This is a genomic window from Enterobacter sp. R-25 (assembly GCF_049913205.1).
In the GTDB taxonomy this organism is placed as follows: Bacteria; Pseudomonadota; Gammaproteobacteria; order Enterobacterales; family Enterobacteriaceae; genus Enterobacter; species Enterobacter ludwigii.
This window is the reverse complement of sequence record NZ_CP183982.1, coordinates 3575250-3592741: the sequence shown is the minus strand read 5'-3', so window position 1 is coordinate 3592741 and position 17492 is coordinate 3575250. Positions and strand designations below refer to the sequence as shown.

General features: G+C 53.3%; 21 protein-coding genes and 1 other annotated feature. Of the genes, 11 read left to right on the top strand and 10 right to left on the bottom strand.

Translation table 11 applies throughout. The annotated features are described in order from the left end of the window. Window positions 1-113 precede the first annotated feature (113 nt). A complete protein-coding gene (grpE, locus tag ACN9MQ_RS17050; RefSeq protein WP_020883911.1) occupies window positions 114-707 on the top strand; it encodes a nucleotide exchange factor GrpE in 594 nt (197 codons plus the stop codon). A gap of 51 nt (window positions 708-758) precedes the next feature. Here the strand turns inward: grpE and ACN9MQ_RS17045 are convergent, their stop codons facing one another. Together ACN9MQ_RS17045 and ACN9MQ_RS17040 are read right to left on the bottom strand one after the other, a co-directional pair. Continuing rightward, the gene (locus ACN9MQ_RS17045) at window positions 759-2045 is read right to left on the bottom strand and encodes an HlyC/CorC family transporter (protein WP_032670206.1); all 1287 of its coding nucleotides are present in this window, start codon (window positions 2043-2045) and stop codon (window positions 759-761) included. An 18-nt stretch (window positions 2046-2063) separates the two neighbouring features. Next, window positions 2064-2855 carry a cytochrome C assembly family protein gene (locus tag ACN9MQ_RS17040; protein ID WP_003863130.1) on the bottom strand — a complete coding sequence of 264 codons (792 nt, stop codon included), beginning with the start codon at window positions 2853-2855 and terminating at the stop codon, window positions 2064-2066. A 166-nt stretch (window positions 2856-3021) separates the two neighbouring features. Here ACN9MQ_RS17040 and ffh point away from each other — a divergent pair, with 166 nt between their 5' ends. The 7 genes from ffh to ACN9MQ_RS17005 all read left to right on the top strand — a co-directional run bounded on the left by ffh (window position 3022) and on the right by ACN9MQ_RS17005 (window position 8511). After that, the gene (gene ffh, locus ACN9MQ_RS17035) at window positions 3022-4383 is read left to right on the top strand and encodes a signal recognition particle protein (protein WP_014171250.1); all 1362 of its coding nucleotides are present in this window, start codon (window positions 3022-3024) and stop codon (window positions 4381-4383) included. 190 nt (window positions 4384-4573) lie between these two features. After that, window positions 4574-4822, top strand: coding sequence for a 30S ribosomal protein S16 (rpsP, locus tag ACN9MQ_RS17030; protein WP_014171249.1), 249 nt, complete (start codon window positions 4574-4576; stop codon window positions 4820-4822). Between the two features lie 15 nt (window positions 4823-4837). Further along, window positions 4838-5377, top strand: a complete 540-nt coding sequence (rimM, locus tag ACN9MQ_RS17025) for a ribosome maturation factor RimM (RefSeq protein WP_032670210.1) — start codon at window positions 4838-4840, stop codon at window positions 5375-5377. Between the two features lie 31 nt (window positions 5378-5408). Next, entirely contained in the window at window positions 5409-6176 is a 768-nt protein-coding gene (gene trmD, locus ACN9MQ_RS17020) for a tRNA (guanosine(37)-N1)-methyltransferase TrmD (protein ID WP_014171247.1), read from the top strand. 43 nt (window positions 6177-6219) lie between these two features. Beyond that, on the top strand, window positions 6220-6567 hold the full coding sequence (rplS, locus tag ACN9MQ_RS17015; RefSeq protein ID WP_002914145.1) for a 50S ribosomal protein L19: 348 nt from the start codon (window positions 6220-6222) through the stop codon (window positions 6565-6567). A 131-nt stretch (window positions 6568-6698) separates the two neighbouring features. Further along, the gene (locus ACN9MQ_RS17010) at window positions 6699-7103 is read left to right on the top strand and encodes a DUF2946 domain-containing protein (protein WP_025203431.1); all 405 of its coding nucleotides are present in this window, start codon (window positions 6699-6701) and stop codon (window positions 7101-7103) included. A gap of 37 nt (window positions 7104-7140) precedes the next feature. Then, on the top strand, window positions 7141-8511 hold the full coding sequence (locus tag ACN9MQ_RS17005; protein ID WP_426021205.1) for a PepSY-associated TM helix domain-containing protein: 1371 nt from the start codon (window positions 7141-7143) through the stop codon (window positions 8509-8511). Window positions 8512-8513: 2 nt separating this feature from the next. Here the strand turns inward: ACN9MQ_RS17005 and ACN9MQ_RS17000 are convergent, their stop codons facing one another. From ACN9MQ_RS17000 to ACN9MQ_RS16985, 4 genes are all read right to left on the bottom strand, one after another. Next, window positions 8514-8999, bottom strand: coding sequence for an OmpA family protein (locus ACN9MQ_RS17000; protein ID WP_014171244.1), 486 nt, complete (start codon window positions 8997-8999; stop codon window positions 8514-8516). A 12-nt stretch (window positions 9000-9011) separates the two neighbouring features. Continuing rightward, window positions 9012-10232, bottom strand: coding sequence for a diguanylate cyclase DgcN (gene dgcN / locus ACN9MQ_RS16995; RefSeq protein WP_426021206.1), 1221 nt, complete (start codon window positions 10230-10232; stop codon window positions 9012-9014). Further along, window positions 10225-10713 (bottom strand): YfiR family protein, encoded by a 489-nt coding sequence (locus ACN9MQ_RS16990; RefSeq protein WP_020883918.1) that lies wholly within the window; start codon window positions 10711-10713, stop codon window positions 10225-10227. Before ACN9MQ_RS16990 ends, dgcN begins: the two co-directional genes overlap by 8 nt. A 201-nt stretch (window positions 10714-10914) precedes the next feature. Beyond that, on the bottom strand, window positions 10915-11289 hold the full coding sequence (locus ACN9MQ_RS16985) for a DUF2799 domain-containing protein (RefSeq protein ID WP_032680468.1): 375 nt from the start codon (window positions 11287-11289) through the stop codon (window positions 10915-10917). 215 nt (window positions 11290-11504) lie between these two features. Here ACN9MQ_RS16985 and aroF point away from each other — a divergent pair, with 215 nt between their 5' ends. The 3 genes from aroF to ACN9MQ_RS16970 are packed head-to-tail and all read left to right on the top strand — an operon-like array spanning window position 11505 to window position 14640. Further along, window positions 11505-12575, top strand: a complete 1071-nt coding sequence (gene aroF, locus ACN9MQ_RS16980; protein ID WP_032680469.1) for a 3-deoxy-7-phosphoheptulonate synthase AroF — start codon at window positions 11505-11507, stop codon at window positions 12573-12575. 10 nt (window positions 12576-12585) lie between these two features. Beyond that, window positions 12586-13707: a bifunctional chorismate mutase/prephenate dehydrogenase gene (tyrA, locus tag ACN9MQ_RS16975; protein ID WP_138014089.1), complete on the top strand. Its 1122-nt coding sequence runs from the start codon at window positions 12586-12588 to the stop codon at window positions 13705-13707. Between the two features lie 60 nt (window positions 13708-13767). After that, window positions 13768-14640 carry an SMP-30/gluconolactonase/LRE family protein gene (locus ACN9MQ_RS16970; protein WP_014171237.1) on the top strand — a complete coding sequence of 291 codons (873 nt, stop codon included), beginning with the start codon at window positions 13768-13770 and terminating at the stop codon, window positions 14638-14640. On the opposite strand, the gene pheA is transcribed toward ACN9MQ_RS16970, so the two are convergent. The 4 genes from pheA to bamD form a co-directional block, all read right to left on the bottom strand. Further along, window positions 14637-15797 carry a bifunctional chorismate mutase/prephenate dehydratase gene (pheA, locus tag ACN9MQ_RS16965; RefSeq protein WP_032680473.1) on the bottom strand — a complete coding sequence of 387 codons (1161 nt, stop codon included), beginning with the start codon at window positions 15795-15797 and terminating at the stop codon, window positions 14637-14639. The two genes, ACN9MQ_RS16970 and pheA, sit on opposite strands and share 4 nt — an antisense overlap. Before the next feature lie 29 nt (window positions 15798-15826). Continuing rightward, window positions 15827-15952: a sequence feature (Phe leader region), on the bottom strand. Then, window positions 15904-15951, bottom strand: coding sequence for a pheA operon leader peptide PheL (gene pheL / locus ACN9MQ_RS16960; RefSeq protein WP_001386991.1), 48 nt, complete (start codon window positions 15949-15951; stop codon window positions 15904-15906). Its footprint overlaps the feature before it by 48 nt. 103 nt (window positions 15953-16055) lie before the next feature. Next, window positions 16056-16397, bottom strand: coding sequence for a ribosome-associated translation inhibitor RaiA (gene raiA / locus ACN9MQ_RS16955; RefSeq protein ID WP_003863162.1), 342 nt, complete (start codon window positions 16395-16397; stop codon window positions 16056-16058). Window positions 16398-16665: 268 nt separating this feature from the next. Next, on the bottom strand, window positions 16666-17403 hold the full coding sequence (gene bamD / locus ACN9MQ_RS16950) for an outer membrane protein assembly factor BamD (RefSeq protein WP_013098339.1): 738 nt from the start codon (window positions 17401-17403) through the stop codon (window positions 16666-16668). Between the last annotated feature and the right edge of the window lie 89 nt (window positions 17404-17492).

The window sequence follows — 17492 nt, the reverse complement described above, 5'->3', positions numbered from 1 at the left end:
GTCCTTGTGCCTGATGAATGATGACAATCTGTCTTGTTCCCTTGAATCCCGGAAACTGATCCCCATAATAAGCGAAGTTAGCGATATGAATGCAGAAAAACGCGGAGAAATTCATGAGTAGTAAAGAACAGAAAACGCCTGAGGGGCAAGCCCCTGAAGAAATTATCACGGAACAGCACGATGATGTTGAGGCTGTAGAGCCGGACGCATCTGCTGAGCAGGTGGACCCGCGCGATGAAAAAATTGCGAATCTGGAAGCTCAGCTGGTAGAAGCACAGAATCGCGAACGCGACAGTGTTCTGCGCATCAAGGCGGAAATGGAAAACCTGCGCCGTCGTACCGAGCAGGACGTTGAGAAGGCGCATAAATTTGCGCTGGAGAAATTCATCAACGAACTGCTGCCGGTGATTGATAGCCTGGATCGCGCACTGGAAGTGGCTGATAAAGCTAACCCGGACAACACCGCGATGATCGAAGGTATCGAACTGACGCTGAAATCCATGCTGGATGTGGTACGTAAGTTTGGCGTGGAAGTGGTTGGCGATACCAACGTTCCGCTGGATCCAAACGTGCACCAGGCGATTGCGATGGTGGAATCAGAAGACGTTGAAGCCGGTAAAGTGCTTGGCGTGATGCAGAAAGGTTATACCCTGAACGGTCGTACCATTCGTGCTGCAATGGTTACCGTGGCGAAAGCGAAAGCGTAATTTGCCATCTGTAGTGCCGGGTGGCGGCTTGCGCCGTACCCGGCCTACTCTCTACTCAGCAATACTTTCCCGAATCGGTTTTACCGGCAGGACTTTTACCTGCTTAATCATATTGTCCTGCACGTCCAGGATATCTATATCGTACTGCTCAATACGCACCCGCGTGCCCGCCGCCGGGATCTCTTCCAGTGCTTCCAGAATCATCCCGTTTATGGTGCGCGCTTCATCTTCCGGTAAATGCCAGTTAAAGGCTTTATTGAGTTCGCGAATGTTCGCGCTACCGTCGATCAGCACCGAGCCGTCGTTTTGCGGGGTGACTTCTTCCGCAAGGGAAGGGGACATTGAGGTGGTAAAGTCGCCAACAATCTCTTCCAGAATATCTTCAACCGTCACCAGGCCCTGAATATCCCCGTACTCATTGACCACCAGGCCGACCTTCTTCTTGTTACGCTGGAACTTCACCAGTTGGGTGCTGAGCGGCGTTCCTTCCGGCACGTAATAAATTTCGTCGGCGGCGCGGAGCATGACTTCTTTGGTGAACTCTTTTTTCTCGGTCATCAGACGATAAGCTTCGCGCACGCGCAGCATGCTGATGGCATCGTCCAGAGAGTCGCGGTACAGCACGATACGGCCGTGCGGGGAGTGGGTCAGCTGGCGGACGATGGCTTTCCAGTCGTCATTGATATCAATGCCGACGATCTCGTTACGCGGCACCATGATGTCGTTAACGCTGACCTTTTCCAGATCCAGTACCGACAGCAGCATGTCCTGATTACGCCGGGAGATCTGCGAGCGTGATTCATGCACGATGGTGCGCAGCTCTTCTTTGCTGAGCGCGCTGCTGATGGTGACATCTGCTTTGATACCGATCATCCGCATCAGGACACGCGTCACCATGTTCAGTAACCAGACCAGCGGCATCATCAGGATCAGCAGCGGTGCCAGCAGGAAGCTGCTGGGGTAGGCCACTTTTTCCGGGTAGAGCGCGGCGATGGTTTTAGGCAGCACTTCTGCAAACACCAGCACCACAAAGGTCAGCACACCGGTGGCAATGGCGACGCCAGCGTTGCCGTACAGGCGCATCCCAACGATGGTACCGAGCGCAGAGGCAAGAATGTTGACGAGGTTGTTACCGATGAGCACCAGACTGATCAGACGATCCGGTTGACGCAGCAGTTTTTCGACGCGACGGGCGGCACGGTTACCCTGCTTAGCACGATGACGTAACCGGTAGCGGTTTAAGGTCATCATGCCGGTTTCCGAGCCGGAGAAATAGGCGGAGATGACCACCATGACGATCAGCGTAATGATCAGCGTGGTGGTAGAGATGTGTTCCAGGGGGAACTCCTTTGTTACTTAGCCAGCAAATTGCTGTATGAAGCGGCTGCCAAAATAGGCAAGGGTGAGAATGCCCGCGCCCGCGACGTTGAACCAGACCACGCGACGACCGCGCCAGCCTTCATGATAATGGCCCCATAACAGGACAATATAGACAAACCACGCGATGATGGAGAGGACCGCTTTATCGATATTCTCCACGCTGAACAGGTTTTTCATATAAAACAGGCCCGTGCACAGCGTTAACGTCAGCAGCACGACACCGACCTGCGTGATGTGGAACATCTTACGCTCAATCACCATCAGCGGTGGCATCTCATGGTTAAAGGCCAGCTTTTTGTTTTTCAGCTGGTAGTCAATCCAGGCGAGCTGCATGGCATAGAGCGCGGCGATAATCAGCGTTGCGTAAGCGAAGAGTGACAGGCCGATATGCACCAGCATTCCCGGCGTCGCTTCCAGATGCGTAATAAACTCATTGGGCATAAACGTGGCTAAGGCCAGGTTGATTAGCGCGAAGGCATACACAATCGGCAGTAGCAGCCAGCCGCGGTTTTTAGAGGCGACAATGGTCATCACCGTACAGATCATCAGGCTGACCAGCGAGCCGACGTTGAGCACGCTCAGGTTCTGTACGCTGCCATCGCCGGGGATAATGCGCGATTCCAGCGCGAACGCATGGCTTATCAGTGCGATCACCGCCGAAAGAATAGCCATGCGTCGCCAGCCGCTGTTTTTTTGCAGCAGTCCAGGAATGATCAGCGCGAGGCTGACAGAGTAGGCAACAAGGGCGATCAGTGCGAAAACAGGCATATAGGCATCGACAGTTGTCTTAATAAGAAAGAGAAGCAGTATAACGTTACGTGACGCCTGCTCCAACCGTTGCATAACAACAAAGCCGCCTTCATGTTATACTCCGGCAAAATTCTGTGTATGTGTCGCTGCCAGCGACCCAACGTTTCTACTCAGGCGAGAGACAATGTTTGATAATTTAACCGATCGTTTGTCGCGCACGCTGCGCAACATCAGCGGCCGCGGACGCCTTACCGAAGACAACATCAAGGAAACGCTGCGCGAAGTGCGCATGGCGCTGCTGGAAGCAGACGTCGCGTTGCCGGTTGTTCGTGATTTTATCAACCGCGTTAAAGAGAAGGCGGTTGGTCATGAAGTTAACAAGAGCCTGACCCCGGGTCAGGAGTTCGTCAAAATCGTCCGTAACGAACTGGTTTCGGCGATGGGCGAAGAGAACCAGGTGCTTAACCTGGCGGCACAGCCACCGGCCGTCGTGCTGATGGCGGGCCTGCAGGGTGCGGGTAAAACCACCAGCGTGGGTAAGCTGGGTAAATTCCTGCGTGAAAAGCACAAGAAAAAAGTGCTGGTCGTTTCTGCGGACGTCTATCGCCCGGCGGCGATTAAACAGCTGGAAACCCTGGCGCAGCAGGTCAGCGTGGATTTCTTCCCGTCTGACGTTGCCCAGAAGCCTGTCGACATCGTTAACGCGGCGCTGAAAGAGGCGAAGCTGAAATTCTACGACGTGCTGCTGGTGGATACCGCCGGTCGTCTGCACGTTGACGAAGCGATGATGGATGAGATCAAACAGGTGCATGCCGCTATCAATCCGGTAGAGACCCTGTTTGTTGTTGACGCCATGACCGGTCAGGATGCGGCGAACACCGCGAAAGCGTTTAACGAAGCGCTGCCGTTAACCGGCGTAGTGCTGACCAAAGTGGACGGTGACGCCCGCGGCGGTGCGGCGCTTTCGATTCGTCATATCACCGGCAAGCCGATTAAATTCCTCGGTGTGGGTGAGAAAACCGAAGCGCTGGAGCCGTTCCACCCGGACCGTATCGCCTCCCGTATCCTCGGCATGGGCGACGTGCTGTCGCTTATCGAAGATATCGAGAGCAAGGTTGACCGCGCCCAGGCTGAGAAGCTGGCCAGCAAGCTGAAAAAAGGCGACGGCTTTGACCTGACCGATTTCCTTGAGCAGCTGCGTCAGATGAAAAACATGGGCGGCATGGCAAGCCTGATGGGCAAACTGCCGGGCATGGGCCAGATCCCTGACAACGTAAAAGCGCAGATGGATGACAAGGTGCTGGTGCGTATGGAGGCGATCATCAACTCGATGACCCTCAAGGAACGTGCTAACCCGGACATCATCAAAGGGTCCCGCAAACGCCGTATCGCAGCGGGTTGCGGCATGCAGGTGCAGGACGTAAACCGCCTTCTGAAACAGTTCGACGACATGCAGCGCATGATGAAGAAAATGAAGAAAGGCGGCATGGCGAAGATGATGCGTGGCATGAAGGGCATGATGCCGCCAGGATTCCCTGGCCGTTAATCGCCTGGCAGCTGGCTATTTTGATGCCGGGGTGTGCCCGAAAAGCACACCCTGGCCGTGTTTTGCAGCAGAGTTTTAACTGCTGATTGCATTTTCCCCAGAAATCAGTAAAATTTTCGGGCTTTTAATATGACACCCGGGCTCCGTTCCTCGATGGGGCCCGGTTGTTTTATTCACACAAGAGGATGTTATGGTAACTATTCGTTTAGCACGTCACGGCGCTAAAAAGCGTCCGTTCTACCAGGTTGTTGTTACTGACAGCCGTAATGCACGCAACGGTCGCTTCATTGAGCGCGTTGGTTTCTTCAACCCGATCGCTTCTGGTTCTGAAGAAGAAACCCGTCTGGATCTGGATCGTATCGCTCACTGGGTTGGCCAGGGCGCTACTGTTTCCGATCGCGTTGCTACGCTGATCAAAGCAGCAAACAAAGCAGCTTAATCTGTCACGGTGGTCATGATGAGCAATAAAGCACCTGTTGAACCGATTGTATTGGGCAAAATGGGTTCTTGCTACGGTATTCGTGGTTGGCTCAGAGTGTTTTCCTCCACTGAAGACGCTGATAGCATTTTTAATTACCAGCCCTGGTTTATCCAGAAAGCCGGTAAGTGGGAAGAGGTCGAGCTGGAAAGCTGGCGTCACCACAATCAGGACATCATCATCAAGCTGAAAGGCATTGACGATCGTGATGCCGCGAATGCACTGACTAATTGTGAAATTATCGTGGATTCGTCGCAGTTGCCGCAGCTGGAAGAGGGCGACTACTACTGGAAAGACCTTATGGGTTGCCAGGTGGTCACCACTGAAGGTTATAGCCTGGGGAAAGTCATCGACATGATGGAAACCGGGTCAAATGACGTTCTCGTCATTAGGGCAAACCTGAAAGATGCATTTGGCATCAAGGAGCGGTTGGTTCCGTTCCTCGATGGACAGGTTATCAAGAAAGTCGATCTCGCTACTCAAACGATTGAAGTAGATTGGGATCCTGGTTTTTAAATTCTCCGGATAAACGGTAAAAGACGGCGCTATGTGGATTGGCATAATTAGCCTGTTTCCTGAAATGTTCCGCGCGATTACCGATTACGGGGTAACTGGCCGGGCAGTAAAGAATGGCCTGCTGAACATCCAGAGCTGGAGTCCTCGTGACTTTACGCATGACCGGCACCGTACCGTGGACGATCGTCCTTACGGCGGCGGACCGGGGATGTTAATGATGGTGCAACCCTTACGGGACGCCATTCACACAGCAAAAGCCGCGGCAGGTGAAGGCGCGAAGGTGATTTATCTGTCACCTCAGGGACGCAAGCTTGATCAAGCGGGCGTCAGCGAACTGGCGACGAATCAAAAATTGATTCTGGTCTGTGGTCGCTACGAAGGGATAGATGAGCGCGTAATTCAAACCGAGATTGACGAAGAATGGTCTATCGGCGATTACGTACTCAGCGGTGGTGAGTTACCAGCGATGACGCTGATTGACTCCGTTGCCCGGTTCATTCCGGGTGTACTGGGCCATGAAGCTTCGGCAACGGAAGATTCCTTTGCTGATGGATTGCTGGACTGTCCACACTATACTCGTCCTGAAGTGTTAGAAGGGATGGAAGTACCGGCGGTGTTACTGTCAGGAAACCATGCTGAGATACGTCGCTGGCGTTTGAAGCAGTCGCTGGGCCGAACCTGGCTTAGAAGACCTGAACTTCTGGAAAACCTGGCTCTGACTGAAGAGCAAGCAAAGTTGCTGGCCGAGTTCAAAAAAGAACACGCGCAACAGCAGCATGAACATGATGGGAATGCGTAATACGCTCCCGAATATCAGTTTACCCAGGATAAGAGATTAAATTATGAGCAACATTATTAAGCAACTTGAACAAGAGCAGATGAAGCAGGACGTACCTTCCTTCCGTCCAGGTGATACCGTGGAAGTGAAAGTATGGGTTGTTGAAGGTTCCAAAAAACGTCTGCAGGCATTCGAGGGCGTGGTTATCGCTATTCGTAACCGCGGTCTGCACTCTGCATTCACTGTTCGTAAAATTTCCAACGGCGAAGGCGTTGAGCGTGTCTTCCAGACTCACTCTCCGGTAGTTGACAGCATTGCTGTTAAACGTCGTGGTGCTGTACGTAAAGCTAAACTGTACTACCTGCGTGAGCGTACTGGTAAGTCTGCTCGTATTAAAGAGCGTCTGAACTAAGATTCGCTTAAGCGACATCCTGTTAAAAAGGGCTGGCCGAAAGGCTGGCCCTTTTTTATTCCATCGCGCCTCTCGCATTAACCCTTTCGTCATAAATCATTTACAATGCTGGCCTCTTAACGGGAGGGAAAGTGGATAACGTACTGCATCGGCATAACTGGAAACGCGCAGCGGCTTTGACCGCGCTGTTTGCGATCCTGCTGATCGTGGTTGCGCCGCTTATCTCCATCTCGCTGCAAAAAGATCCCATGAGCGCCATGCCGGGAATGCATCATGACATGAGCATGATGTCGATGGATGAGCACCATGGCGATATGCCGCACTCGATGCCCGTCGACCATGCGGAAGCGTGTGGCTACTGTGTACTGTTAGCGCATGTGCCGGGCGTGATGCTGGCGCTGATTGTACTGCTCAGTGTGGTACTGCAAAGGAGTCGCGTTACACCGCCGCAACCGCCGGTCAGCCACTGGCACTTTTTCCCCTGGCTCTTTCCTGATACCCGCGCGCCGCCGCGGCAGTCTGCTTTTTCCCTTTAAAAAAAATCGATAACTTTTTGCCTTAAAAAGGAAAAGTATGACTACCTGCACTCCGCGCGCGGCATGGGGAAACCTGCTGCGTCGACTCCATTTCTATGTCGGGCTGTTTGTTGGCCCGTTTATCTTCTTCGCCGCGCTGACCGGTACGCTGTATGTGGCGACGCCGCAGCTGGAAAACACGCTCTACCGGCACGCGTTGCACACGGATTCGGTGGGAGAGGCACGGCCTCTGGCCGAGCAGATTGCCGTGGCGGAAAAAGCCGTGGGTTCAGATCTGCACCTGCATGCCGTTCGTCCGGGGCTGGTTGACGGTGATACTACCCGCGTGATGTTCGCTGACCCTGCGCTTGGCCCGTCGGAGAACCGCGCTATCTTTGTGGATCCCGTGAGCCTTGAGGTGCGGGGCGATATGACGGTGTACGGCACGAGTGGCATTCTGCCGTTGCGCCAGACCATCGATTATCTGCACACCTCGTTGATGCTTGGCGATGTCGGGCGTCTGTATAGCGAGCTGGCCGCCTCCTGGATGTGGGTTGCCGCGCTGGGTGGAATCGCCCTGTGGTTTTACACCCGACCAAAACGTCGGATGAACAACCGTTTCCAGAACCGCCGTCGTGTGCATGTGGCACTGGGCTGGGTGTTGCTGGGGGGAATGTTATTGTTCTCAGCGACAGGCCTGACGTGGTCTCAGTGGGCGGGCGGTAACGTGGATACACTGCGTGCCCGGATGAACTGGCTTACGCCGCAGGTCAATACTACGCTCTCCGGTGTGCCTGCCATCATGGACGAGCACGCTGAGCACCGGGGCCATCATAGCGGGATGATGATGCCCGCGATGGTGATGGATCCGACGCTTTTTAATGACGTCCTGCATGCCGCCCGCACGGCGGGTATAGATGCCAGCAAGCTCGAAATCCGCCCGGCGAAAACGGCTGAACAGGCCTGGACCGTGACGGAAATCGATCGCAGCTGGCCGACTCAGGTCGACGCGGTGGCGGTCGATCCGCACTCCCTGCACATTCTGGACAGAACCCGGTTTGAAGATTTCCCGTTAATGGCAAAACTGACCCGCTGGGGTGTGGATTTCCACATGGGGATCTTGTTTGGGCTGGCCAATCAGCTGTTGCTGATCGCGTTCGGTATTGCCCTGTGCGTGCTGATCGTCTGGGGATACCGGATGTGGTGGATGCGTCGTCCGGCGCAATCGGTCGTGAACCCGGTTCAGACGCTCTGTCAGAGCTGGCTGGCGCTATCGGGATGGGGAAGAGCCGTCACGGCGATGGTGAGTGTCCTGCTGGGGCTGGCGATGCCGGTGATGGGTGTGAGTCTGGCCCTGTTTGTGCTGGTCGACTGGCTGCGCTGGCGAGCGGCAACAGGCGTGTCGCTCGCAGAATCATCGGTTAAATAACCTTATGGCGTGCTGATAACCACCGCAACCCGGCGGTTTTCAGCGCGCCCTTTTGCAGTACTGTTGCTCGCAACAGGGTATTTTTTGCCTAACCCCTGCGTGGTGAGGTTGCTGCGCGGGATATTGGCTCCCTTCGCCCAGGCGTCGGCTACCGCATTTGCACGTTTCAATGACAGCGCTTCGTTGTAGCGCTCTTCGCCGTAGTTGTCCGTGTGACCGTCCATACGCGCGTGGTTCAGGCCGGTTGCCGCGAGGCGAGAGGCCATAGTCTTGATCTGCGTTTCACTTTCCGCACGCAGCCTGGCGTCATTTTTATCAAACAGGATGGTATCTGACAGGCCAAGAGACCAGTCGCCGTTCAGTTCGTTAAAACCGTAAGACTTCATCGCCGCAATTTGCTCAGGAGTGAACTTGCCTTGCGGCGGTGACTGGCAACCTGCCAGCACGACTGAGGCTAATAACAACGGCGCGAAGTATCGCTTTAACATATCGTTTCCCTTCTAATTTATCGTTTTTGTACGCTGGTTTTTAACCAGGTACATATTGCGGTCGGCTTTCTCCAGTAATGCTTCCACAGAACCATTTTCCCACGCCAGAGCAAAGCCAATACTGAGTGACATTGATGCTTTTTGCCCGTTATGCAATTCGAACGGGCGGATAAACTGCTGCGATAAGGCAGCACAAAGATATTGAACCTCAGGCTCTGAATGGACGCCGTACAGCACCATGGCAAACTCGTCGCCGCCAAGGCGGTATGACTGATGGCGCTTATCACCGAACTCGACCATTCTTCTGGCGATTTCAATCAGCACACAGTCTCCTGCCGCGTGTCCCCAGGTGTCATTAATAAACTTAAAATTATCACCGTCGAGGAAGAGCAGGGCCGAGTTTGTTTTTGCTGAGGGGTCATTCATTAATGCCGCGATGCTGTTACGAAACGCCGCACGGTTGGCAAGACCCGTCAGCGGGTCGTGCATGGCGGTGCGTAATAGCTGGGCGTTTTTCGCCTGCAGTTTAAGCTGCCACTCCTCCATTTCATCCAGAAGGCTGTTGAAGTCCTCGCCAAACTGGTGAAATTCTTCAATGCGCCCGTCTTTCACCCGTCGGGAGAAGTTACGGTTAGTGCGTACGTCATGAACGACGTCAGTAATGTTTTGCAGCGCTGTAACCATGCCGTGATGCAAGGATTGCGTAATGGTCAGTGCGACCACCGTCGCAAACAGAATACAGCCGGTGAGAACGGCAAACGACATCCAGATGAAGTGGCTTATCAGGCTGTCACGCGCGGTAAGGCGTATTTCGCCAATCGTTGAGCCGTTATGGAATACGGGCTGGGAAATCGGCTCGGGGAAAAGCCAGCGGCTGACCAGTGCGCCCAGAGTGTCGTTGTTATCCGCCGGGTTCCACGACCAGTACGCAAAGCGTTTTTTGTGCACGTTGAGGACTTCAGCCACGGCAAACTGGCCCTGTTTGCCAAGGGCGGCAAGCGTTTCATTGGCTGCCACTGAATCGTTGAACACCAGGGAGGCTTCAAGGCTGTGGCTCATGGTGGCGCCGGTTAATTCGAGATTCTTTTGTGCGTATTGCTTTAATGTCACGACGGAGGCAAAACAGAGGAGCAGCCATATTAATGTCATCGTGATGATGACGCTTATCATGCTGATTCGTCTGAGTGTTCTTTTAAACGTCGGACGTGGCGCTGAAGTGAAATCTTTATCCATGCTGCTTATTCCGTGCGAGCATTAATACATCCGGATTGACTCTCACGCCACTGCGAGTCAGCGCATCCAGATTGACGGAAAACCGGACATGGTTGCGATCAATTATCAGGCAAAAGGCGCTGCCAATAATACATTCCGGATTTTGCTCTGAGATTAATAGCAATGCTCTGCCCTGATACTGACTTATTAATTCACGTTGTTTTACGGGGGATTCCGCCCCGAAATAAATAGCATCACACGTAGCGGACAGGGCTTCCTGATCGTTACGCACAATAACGGGGGTATAAGGTAATTCGCTTTGCCCGTCCTTGCTGGTGAGTGCATGCGTGTAGTGAGAAGAAGCATAAACACAGAGTTTTGGCTGGCCGGAAAGTGACGGCCATCGGGTGTAGCTCACAATACCTGAAACGATCGAACGTACCGATTTATCGGTTTCGGTGAACGTGCCTGCCGCCGCTGCGCCCACCATAAGGAACAGCATTAGCACCAGAGTGAGTCGGAAAAAAGAGATCAAGGATAAATTTCTCACCAGAATCCGCCACTTCGCTCCGGAAATAGATGTCCTTAAGAGTTGTGGGCAGAATACCATTGTTTACCAAAGCCGTCATTATGTCAGAATTTTCCCTGCCTCGACCTAAGCTAAATCCTACACTTTGTTATATTCCGGTGAATAAAAAGAGGCTTAATTAAGTCTGCTGGAGCGCATGCTTTCATCCATGCCTTTTTGCCATGACTCGTGCAGTTTTGCTGCATTTTCAGCAGTATCGCAGCTGGCAGGAAAAGATTTTCCCGCTAATCCCCAGGCGTGGAGAAAACCTTCTTCACACACTTTCTTCTGTCCGTCTGCATATCCCCGGAGATATTCACTACGATCAACTTGTGGATCATTAAAATTATCGGCCAGCGTCTGGTTATCTTTAACCGGCAGACCATTCATGGCGTCTTCTTTACCCGCATCAAACCAGCTGGGGCTGGTCCAGTCCGGGTGGAAGGTATAAGGATTGATTTGGCAACCCGATAAAATGAGCGACAACAGCACCAGAGCAATTGAACGCATAGCCATTCTCCTTTTTTCTTCAGCATAGCCTGGTAACGGAAAGTAAGGTGTGTAATTTAAAGTTTACGGCTATGGCGGCTGATTTTTGCAATAAATTGGCATTCGTAAAGAAAAGTGTACGTATTTTGGATTGAAATCTTTACTTGTTATGGTATCGTTGTTTCACCTCTTCGAGGAAAACAATTATCGCAAACGAGCTTTACAGGATCGCAATCATGCAAAAAGACGCGCTGAACAACGTACATATCACTGACGAACAGATTTTGATTACTCCGGATCAACTGAAAGCGGAATTCCCGCTGAGCGTCGCGCAGGAGGCTCAAATTGAGCACTCGCGTCAGACCATTTCAGACATTATCGCTGGCCGCGATCCGCGCCTGCTGGTGGTATGTGGTCCTTGTTCTATTCACGATCCTGAAGCCGCCATTGAGTACGCTCGTCGATTTAAAACATTAGCGGAGGAGGTCAGCGATAGCCTCTATCTGGTAATGCGCGTCTATTTTGAGAAGCCACGTACCACCGTTGGCTGGAAAGGGTTGATTAACGATCCTCACATGGATGGCTCGTTTGATGTGGAAGCAGGGCTGAAAATTGCGCGTCGCCTGCTGGTGGAGCTGGTCAGCATGGGGCTGCCGCTGGCCACTGAAGCGCTGGATCCGAACAGCCCGCAGTACCTGGGCGACCTGTTTAGCTGGTCTGCCATTGGGGCACGCACCACAGAATCACAAACCCACCGCGAGATGGCGTCTGGTCTGTCGATGCCGGTTGGTTTTAAAAACGGTACTGATGGCAGCCTGGCCACCGCGATTAACGCCATGCGTGCCGCTGCAATGCCACACCGTTTTGTCGGCATTAACCAGGCGGGGCAGGTTTGCCTCCTGCAAACGCAGGGTAACCCGGATGGTCACGTGATCCTGCGCGGTGGTAAAGCACCGAACTACAGCCCGGCAGATGTGGCACAGTGTGAAAAAGAGATGGAGCAGGCGGGACTGCGCCCGGCACTGATGGTAGATTGCAGTCATGGTAATTCGAATAAAGATTACCGTCGTCAGCCTGCGGTTGCGGAATCTGTGGTGGCACAGATAAAAGACGGCAACCGTTCTATTATCGGTCTGATGATTGAGAGCAATATTCATGAAGGCAATCAGTCATCTGAACAACCGCGCAGCGCAATGAAGCACGGCGTATCCGTCACGGATGCCTGCATCAGCTGGGAAACCACCGACGCGCTGCTGCGTGAGATCCATAAAGATGTAAGCGGCCAGCTGGCGACGCGTCTGGCTTAAGAGGGTAGTTATGGTTGCTGAATTGACCGCGTTACGCGATCAAATTGATGAAGTGGATAAGGCGTTGCTGGACCTGCTGGCGCGCCGTATGGCTCTGGTTGCCGAAGTGGGTGAGGTAAAAAGCAAATACGGCCTGCCGATTTACGTCCCGGAGCGTGAGGCATCCATGCTGGCCTCGCGGCGCAAAGAGGCCCAGGCGCTGGGCGTCTCGCCGGATCTGATTGAAGATGTCTTGCGTCGCGTAATGCGGGAATCCTATTCCAGCGAAAACGATAAGGGCTTCAAAACCCTCTGTCCGTCCCTGCGCCCGGTGGTTATTGTGGGTGGTGCGGGCCAGATGGGGCGTCTGTTTGAAAAAATGCTGACGCTTTCTGGTTATCAGGTTCGCATTCTGGAAAAAGAGGACTGGGAACACGCGCCAGCGCTGGTGGCCGATGCGGGGATGGTTATCGTCAGCGTGCCTATCCACGTGACGGAGCAGATCATCGGCAAGCTTCCACCGTTGCCGAAAGATTGCATCCTGGTTGACCTTGCATCGGTCAAAAATGGCCCCCTGCAGGCGATGCTGGCGGCGCATACTGGCCCGGTGCTTGGCCTGCACCCGATGTTTGGTCCGGACAGTGGCAGCCTGGCGAAGCAGGTTGTGGTGTACTGCGATGGTCGTCAGCCGGAGGCCTATCAGTGGTTCCTGGAACAGATCCAGGTATGGGGTGCCAGGTTGCACCGGATCAGCGCGGTAGAGCACGATCAGAACATGGCGTTCATTCAGGCGCTGCGCCACTTTGCGACCTTTGCCTACGGTTTGCATCTGGCGGAAGAGAATGTGCAGCTTGAACAGCTGCTGGCGCTCTCTTCACCGATCTATCGCCTGGAGCTGGCGATGGTCGGGCGTTTGTTCGCTCAGGATCCACAGCTTTACGCCGACATTATTATGTCCTCTGAGAACAACCTGGCGCTTATCAAACGTTATTACCAGCGGTTTGGTGAAGCGATCACCTTGCTGGAGCATGGCGATAAGCAGGCGTTTATCGACAGCTTCCGTAAAGTCGAGCACTGGTTTGGCGATTATGCGCAACGTTTTCAGAGTGAGAGCCGCACGCTTTTGCGTCAGGCAAATGACAGTCGCCAGTAATGCGATGATGTATATACTAAAAGCCAGCAATGCTGGCTTTTTTCATTTTGGGGAACTGTTATGGCCGAACCGCAGCCGCTGTTGAATTACACCGGGCATCTGCCCGAATGTCCGACGTGGAGTGCCGAAGAGCATGCGCTCTACTGGGCAGATATTCTGGAGGGGGAGATCCACCGTTATCATCTGCCCACCGCGGAACACACGGTACTCTCTTTCCATGAAGAAGTAGGCTGTTTCGCTCTGCGTGAGCGTGGCGGCTTTATCGTCGCGATGCGCAATGGCATCTGGCTTGCTGACAAGCACGGCCTGCTTCAGCGCAAGGTGTGTGATAATCCCTCTAACCCGCAACTGGCGCGTTTTAATGATGGCGGTACCGATCATCATGGACGGTTCTATGCGGGAACCTTCTGGGGGCCGGGGGATTACAACGGCGCCATGCTGATGCGTATCGATAATGACCTGACGCCGAAAGTGATCCAGTGTGATATTCACGGGCACAACGGTCTGGCATTCAGCCCGGACAAACAGTGGATGTTCACCTCTGACACGCCAAATGGCGTTATCTACCGCACGCCGCTTGATGAGCAAGGTGAGCCGGGGAAACGCGAGATATTCCGCCGCTTTAAAGAGGGGGAGGGCATACCCGACGGTGCTGCGATGGATGAAGAAGGCTGCTACTGGAGCGCAATGTTTGATGGCTGGCGTATCGCGCGCTTTTCACCGCAGGGGGAACAACTGGAAGAGCATCGCATGCCGGTTCGTTGTCCGACGATGGTCTGCTTTGGCGGCGAGGATATGAAAACCCTGTTTATCACGACCACGCGGGAAAATATGGATGCGGATGAAGTGGCACAGTATCCGCTCTCCGGCGCCATCTTCACCCTGCCCGTCAGCGTGGCAGGGATGAAGAAAAGCCGCTTTATCGAACGTTAAGCCGGGTCAACCGGCACGACGTTTTCGCTCGGATAGCAGCCCAGCACTTTCATTGAGCGGGTGATTTCTCCCAGTTCACGCAGGGCTTTCTGCATGGATGCAGATTCCAGGTTGGCCTGGATATCCAGATAAAACATCTCTTCCCACGGATTACCATGAATCGGGCGAGATTCCAGCTTCGTCATGATAAGGTTGTGGTTACGCAGTACCAGCAGGGCCTCAACCAGCGCACCCGCCTGCTGCCCGGTCGCCATCAGCAGCGTCGTTTTAGCCGGAACCTGCTCAGAGACATTGATGGCTTTACGGGCCAGTACCACGAAGCGGGTGATATTTTGCGTCTGGTTCGCCAGGTTGCGTTCCAGTACCTGCAGGCCATACAGCGCTCCGCCCGCCTCGCTGCCAAGCGCGGCCACCGCCGGGGAATTGGCCTGCATCACTTTTTCCATCGCCGCAGAAGTGCTTTCGGTGTACTCAATTTTCCAGTTCGGATAACGGTTGAGGAATTGACTGCACTGCTGGAACGGTTGTGGGTGACTGTACACCGTCTCGATTTGGCTCAGGTCGGTTGAGCCAGAGACCAGTACGCAGTGATCGATAGGGATGGTCATCTCGCCAACCAGCGACAGCGTAGTGTGCTGCAGAAGATCGTACACGTCGTTAATGGCGCCTGAGCTGGTGTTTTCAATCGGTACGACGGCGTAATCCGCCTGTCCGGTTTCGACCTGATTGAAAATATCAGCAAATTTTGCGCAGCCGCTTTCAATAAACTCTTCGAAATGACGTGCTGCGTACTGGCGCGCGGCAAGGTGAGAATAAGAGCCTTTAGGGCCGAGGAAGGCGACACGTGCAGAGTGCGGGTTCGTTTTATTCAGATGCTGCTGGAGTAGCGCTTGCTGGGTCAGAACGGAGTCTTCGATGATGAGCTGGAACAAACGGGTGATGTAATGGGCGTCGAGGTGGTGCGCTTTGCCAAGCTGAATCAGGTGTTCCAGCAGGTCGCGTTCACGGTCGATATCACGCACCGGCCGATGGGAGTCCAGCTTGGCTTTTCCCACTTCGATGGCGAGTGTGCGACGTTCTGCTAGCAGGGCCAGTAATTTTTCGTCCAGTGCGCTGATTTTCACTCGCAGGTCCAGTAACGGGTTTTCCGGTGTCATAGTGTTGCCTGTCTCGTTTATCGTTATTAATAAAAAAGGCCTCCCGGTGTGGGAGGCCTTGTTGTTCGTCTTCGCATTCTTTATCACACGACGAAACGCCTCCCAATCAGGGGAAGGTAAAAAAGAATGCGAAGAAAAACGGTGTGTGTTTCATGAAATCATCCTGTCGTTGATACCGTTAAAGTACCCGTACTGTTTTCACGCTGTCAATAAAAAACGCGCCCGAAGGCGCGTTGGCGGTAAACTCAATTTAAAGGATTACTCTTCTTCAACTTCTTCCGCGAAGCTGGCGTCTTTCACCGACGTTGCGGCGCGACGGGCTTCACCTTTGTGTTGCACTTTATTGAGCTGCCGTTCCAGCTTGTTGATCAAATCGTTAATAGCGGTGTACATATCCTCATGTTTTGCGCTGGCGACCAGATGGCCGTTTGGAGTATTGATAGTTGCGTCAGCGATGAAACCTTGCGGCTCCTTGGACAGGATGATATGTGGGTTAATCAAATGTGTTTGCCATTTATCCAGTTTGGCGAGACGGTCTGCGACGTGTTGGCGGATTGCCGGAGTAATTTCCATTTGTTTACTGGTAATGTTCATTGTCATAAATTTTACCTCTTGTCTTTCCGTCTTGGTGATTCCAGCATACCTGTCCTAATGTCAAAATGTGTGATTTAGATCACGTTATTTTGTCGGTTTTTGTCAGGGAATGTTTTTTGTGAGGCAGGGCAGGAAGAGGTGATATTTACCTTGTGGAAGGCCCGATTTGCGGTCATAGTTGATAGGATGTGTTGAGGCTAAACCGCTTCAGCTGATCTCTGAACGCATAAAAAAAACGGCAGCCCGAAGGCTGCCGTTTTGCATTGAGGCAATATCAGGTGTTGCTGCTGTTCGCGGCGATGATTTTCGCCACTTTGTCAGCCTGTGCGGTCATCTGCATCTGACGGTAAGCATTTTCCATCAGCTTCAGGCCATCACGCGTTGCCTGTGTATCCGGGTAATCACGCAGCATACCTTCTACACGATTAACCACGGCAACCCATGCGCCACGGCGGGTATAGTATTCCGCAACGGAGTATTCGTATTTCGCCAGACGATCTTTCAGGAACACCAGACGTTTGGTCGCGTCAGTGACGTACTGGCTGTTCGGGTAGCCGCGCACCAGTTTGGAGAAGTCGTTGAAAGCATCACGCGCATGCTGCGGGTCACGGTCAGAACGATCCACACCGAAGAAACCTTGCAGGGCACTGTCGTCCAGCGCCATGTTGGTAAGACCGCGCATGTACATGACGTAATCGATGTTAGGATGAGTCGGGTTCAGACGCATGAAACGATCGATGGTTGCCTGAGCCAGCGGCAGATCGGCATTTTTATAGTAGGCATAGATGAGATCTAACTGTACCTGCTGCGAATACGGACCAAATGGATAGCGATTATCCAACGCTTCCAGTTGCGTTATCGCCTGTTTCCAGTTACCGTCCTGCAACTTTTGTTGTGCAGTCGCATAGATTTCATTCGGCGGATTGTCAGGGACCTGTTCATTTGAACCGGAGCAGCCCACCAAAGCCAGGCTCAACGTGGCCGCTGCCACCAGATATTTCATGCGCGTCATGACGTTTTGACTTTCCTCAAATGTTTGTCCGGGAGAAACTCTGTTCCTGCTCCCGATTAAGACCAGCTACAATAGCACACTATATTAAA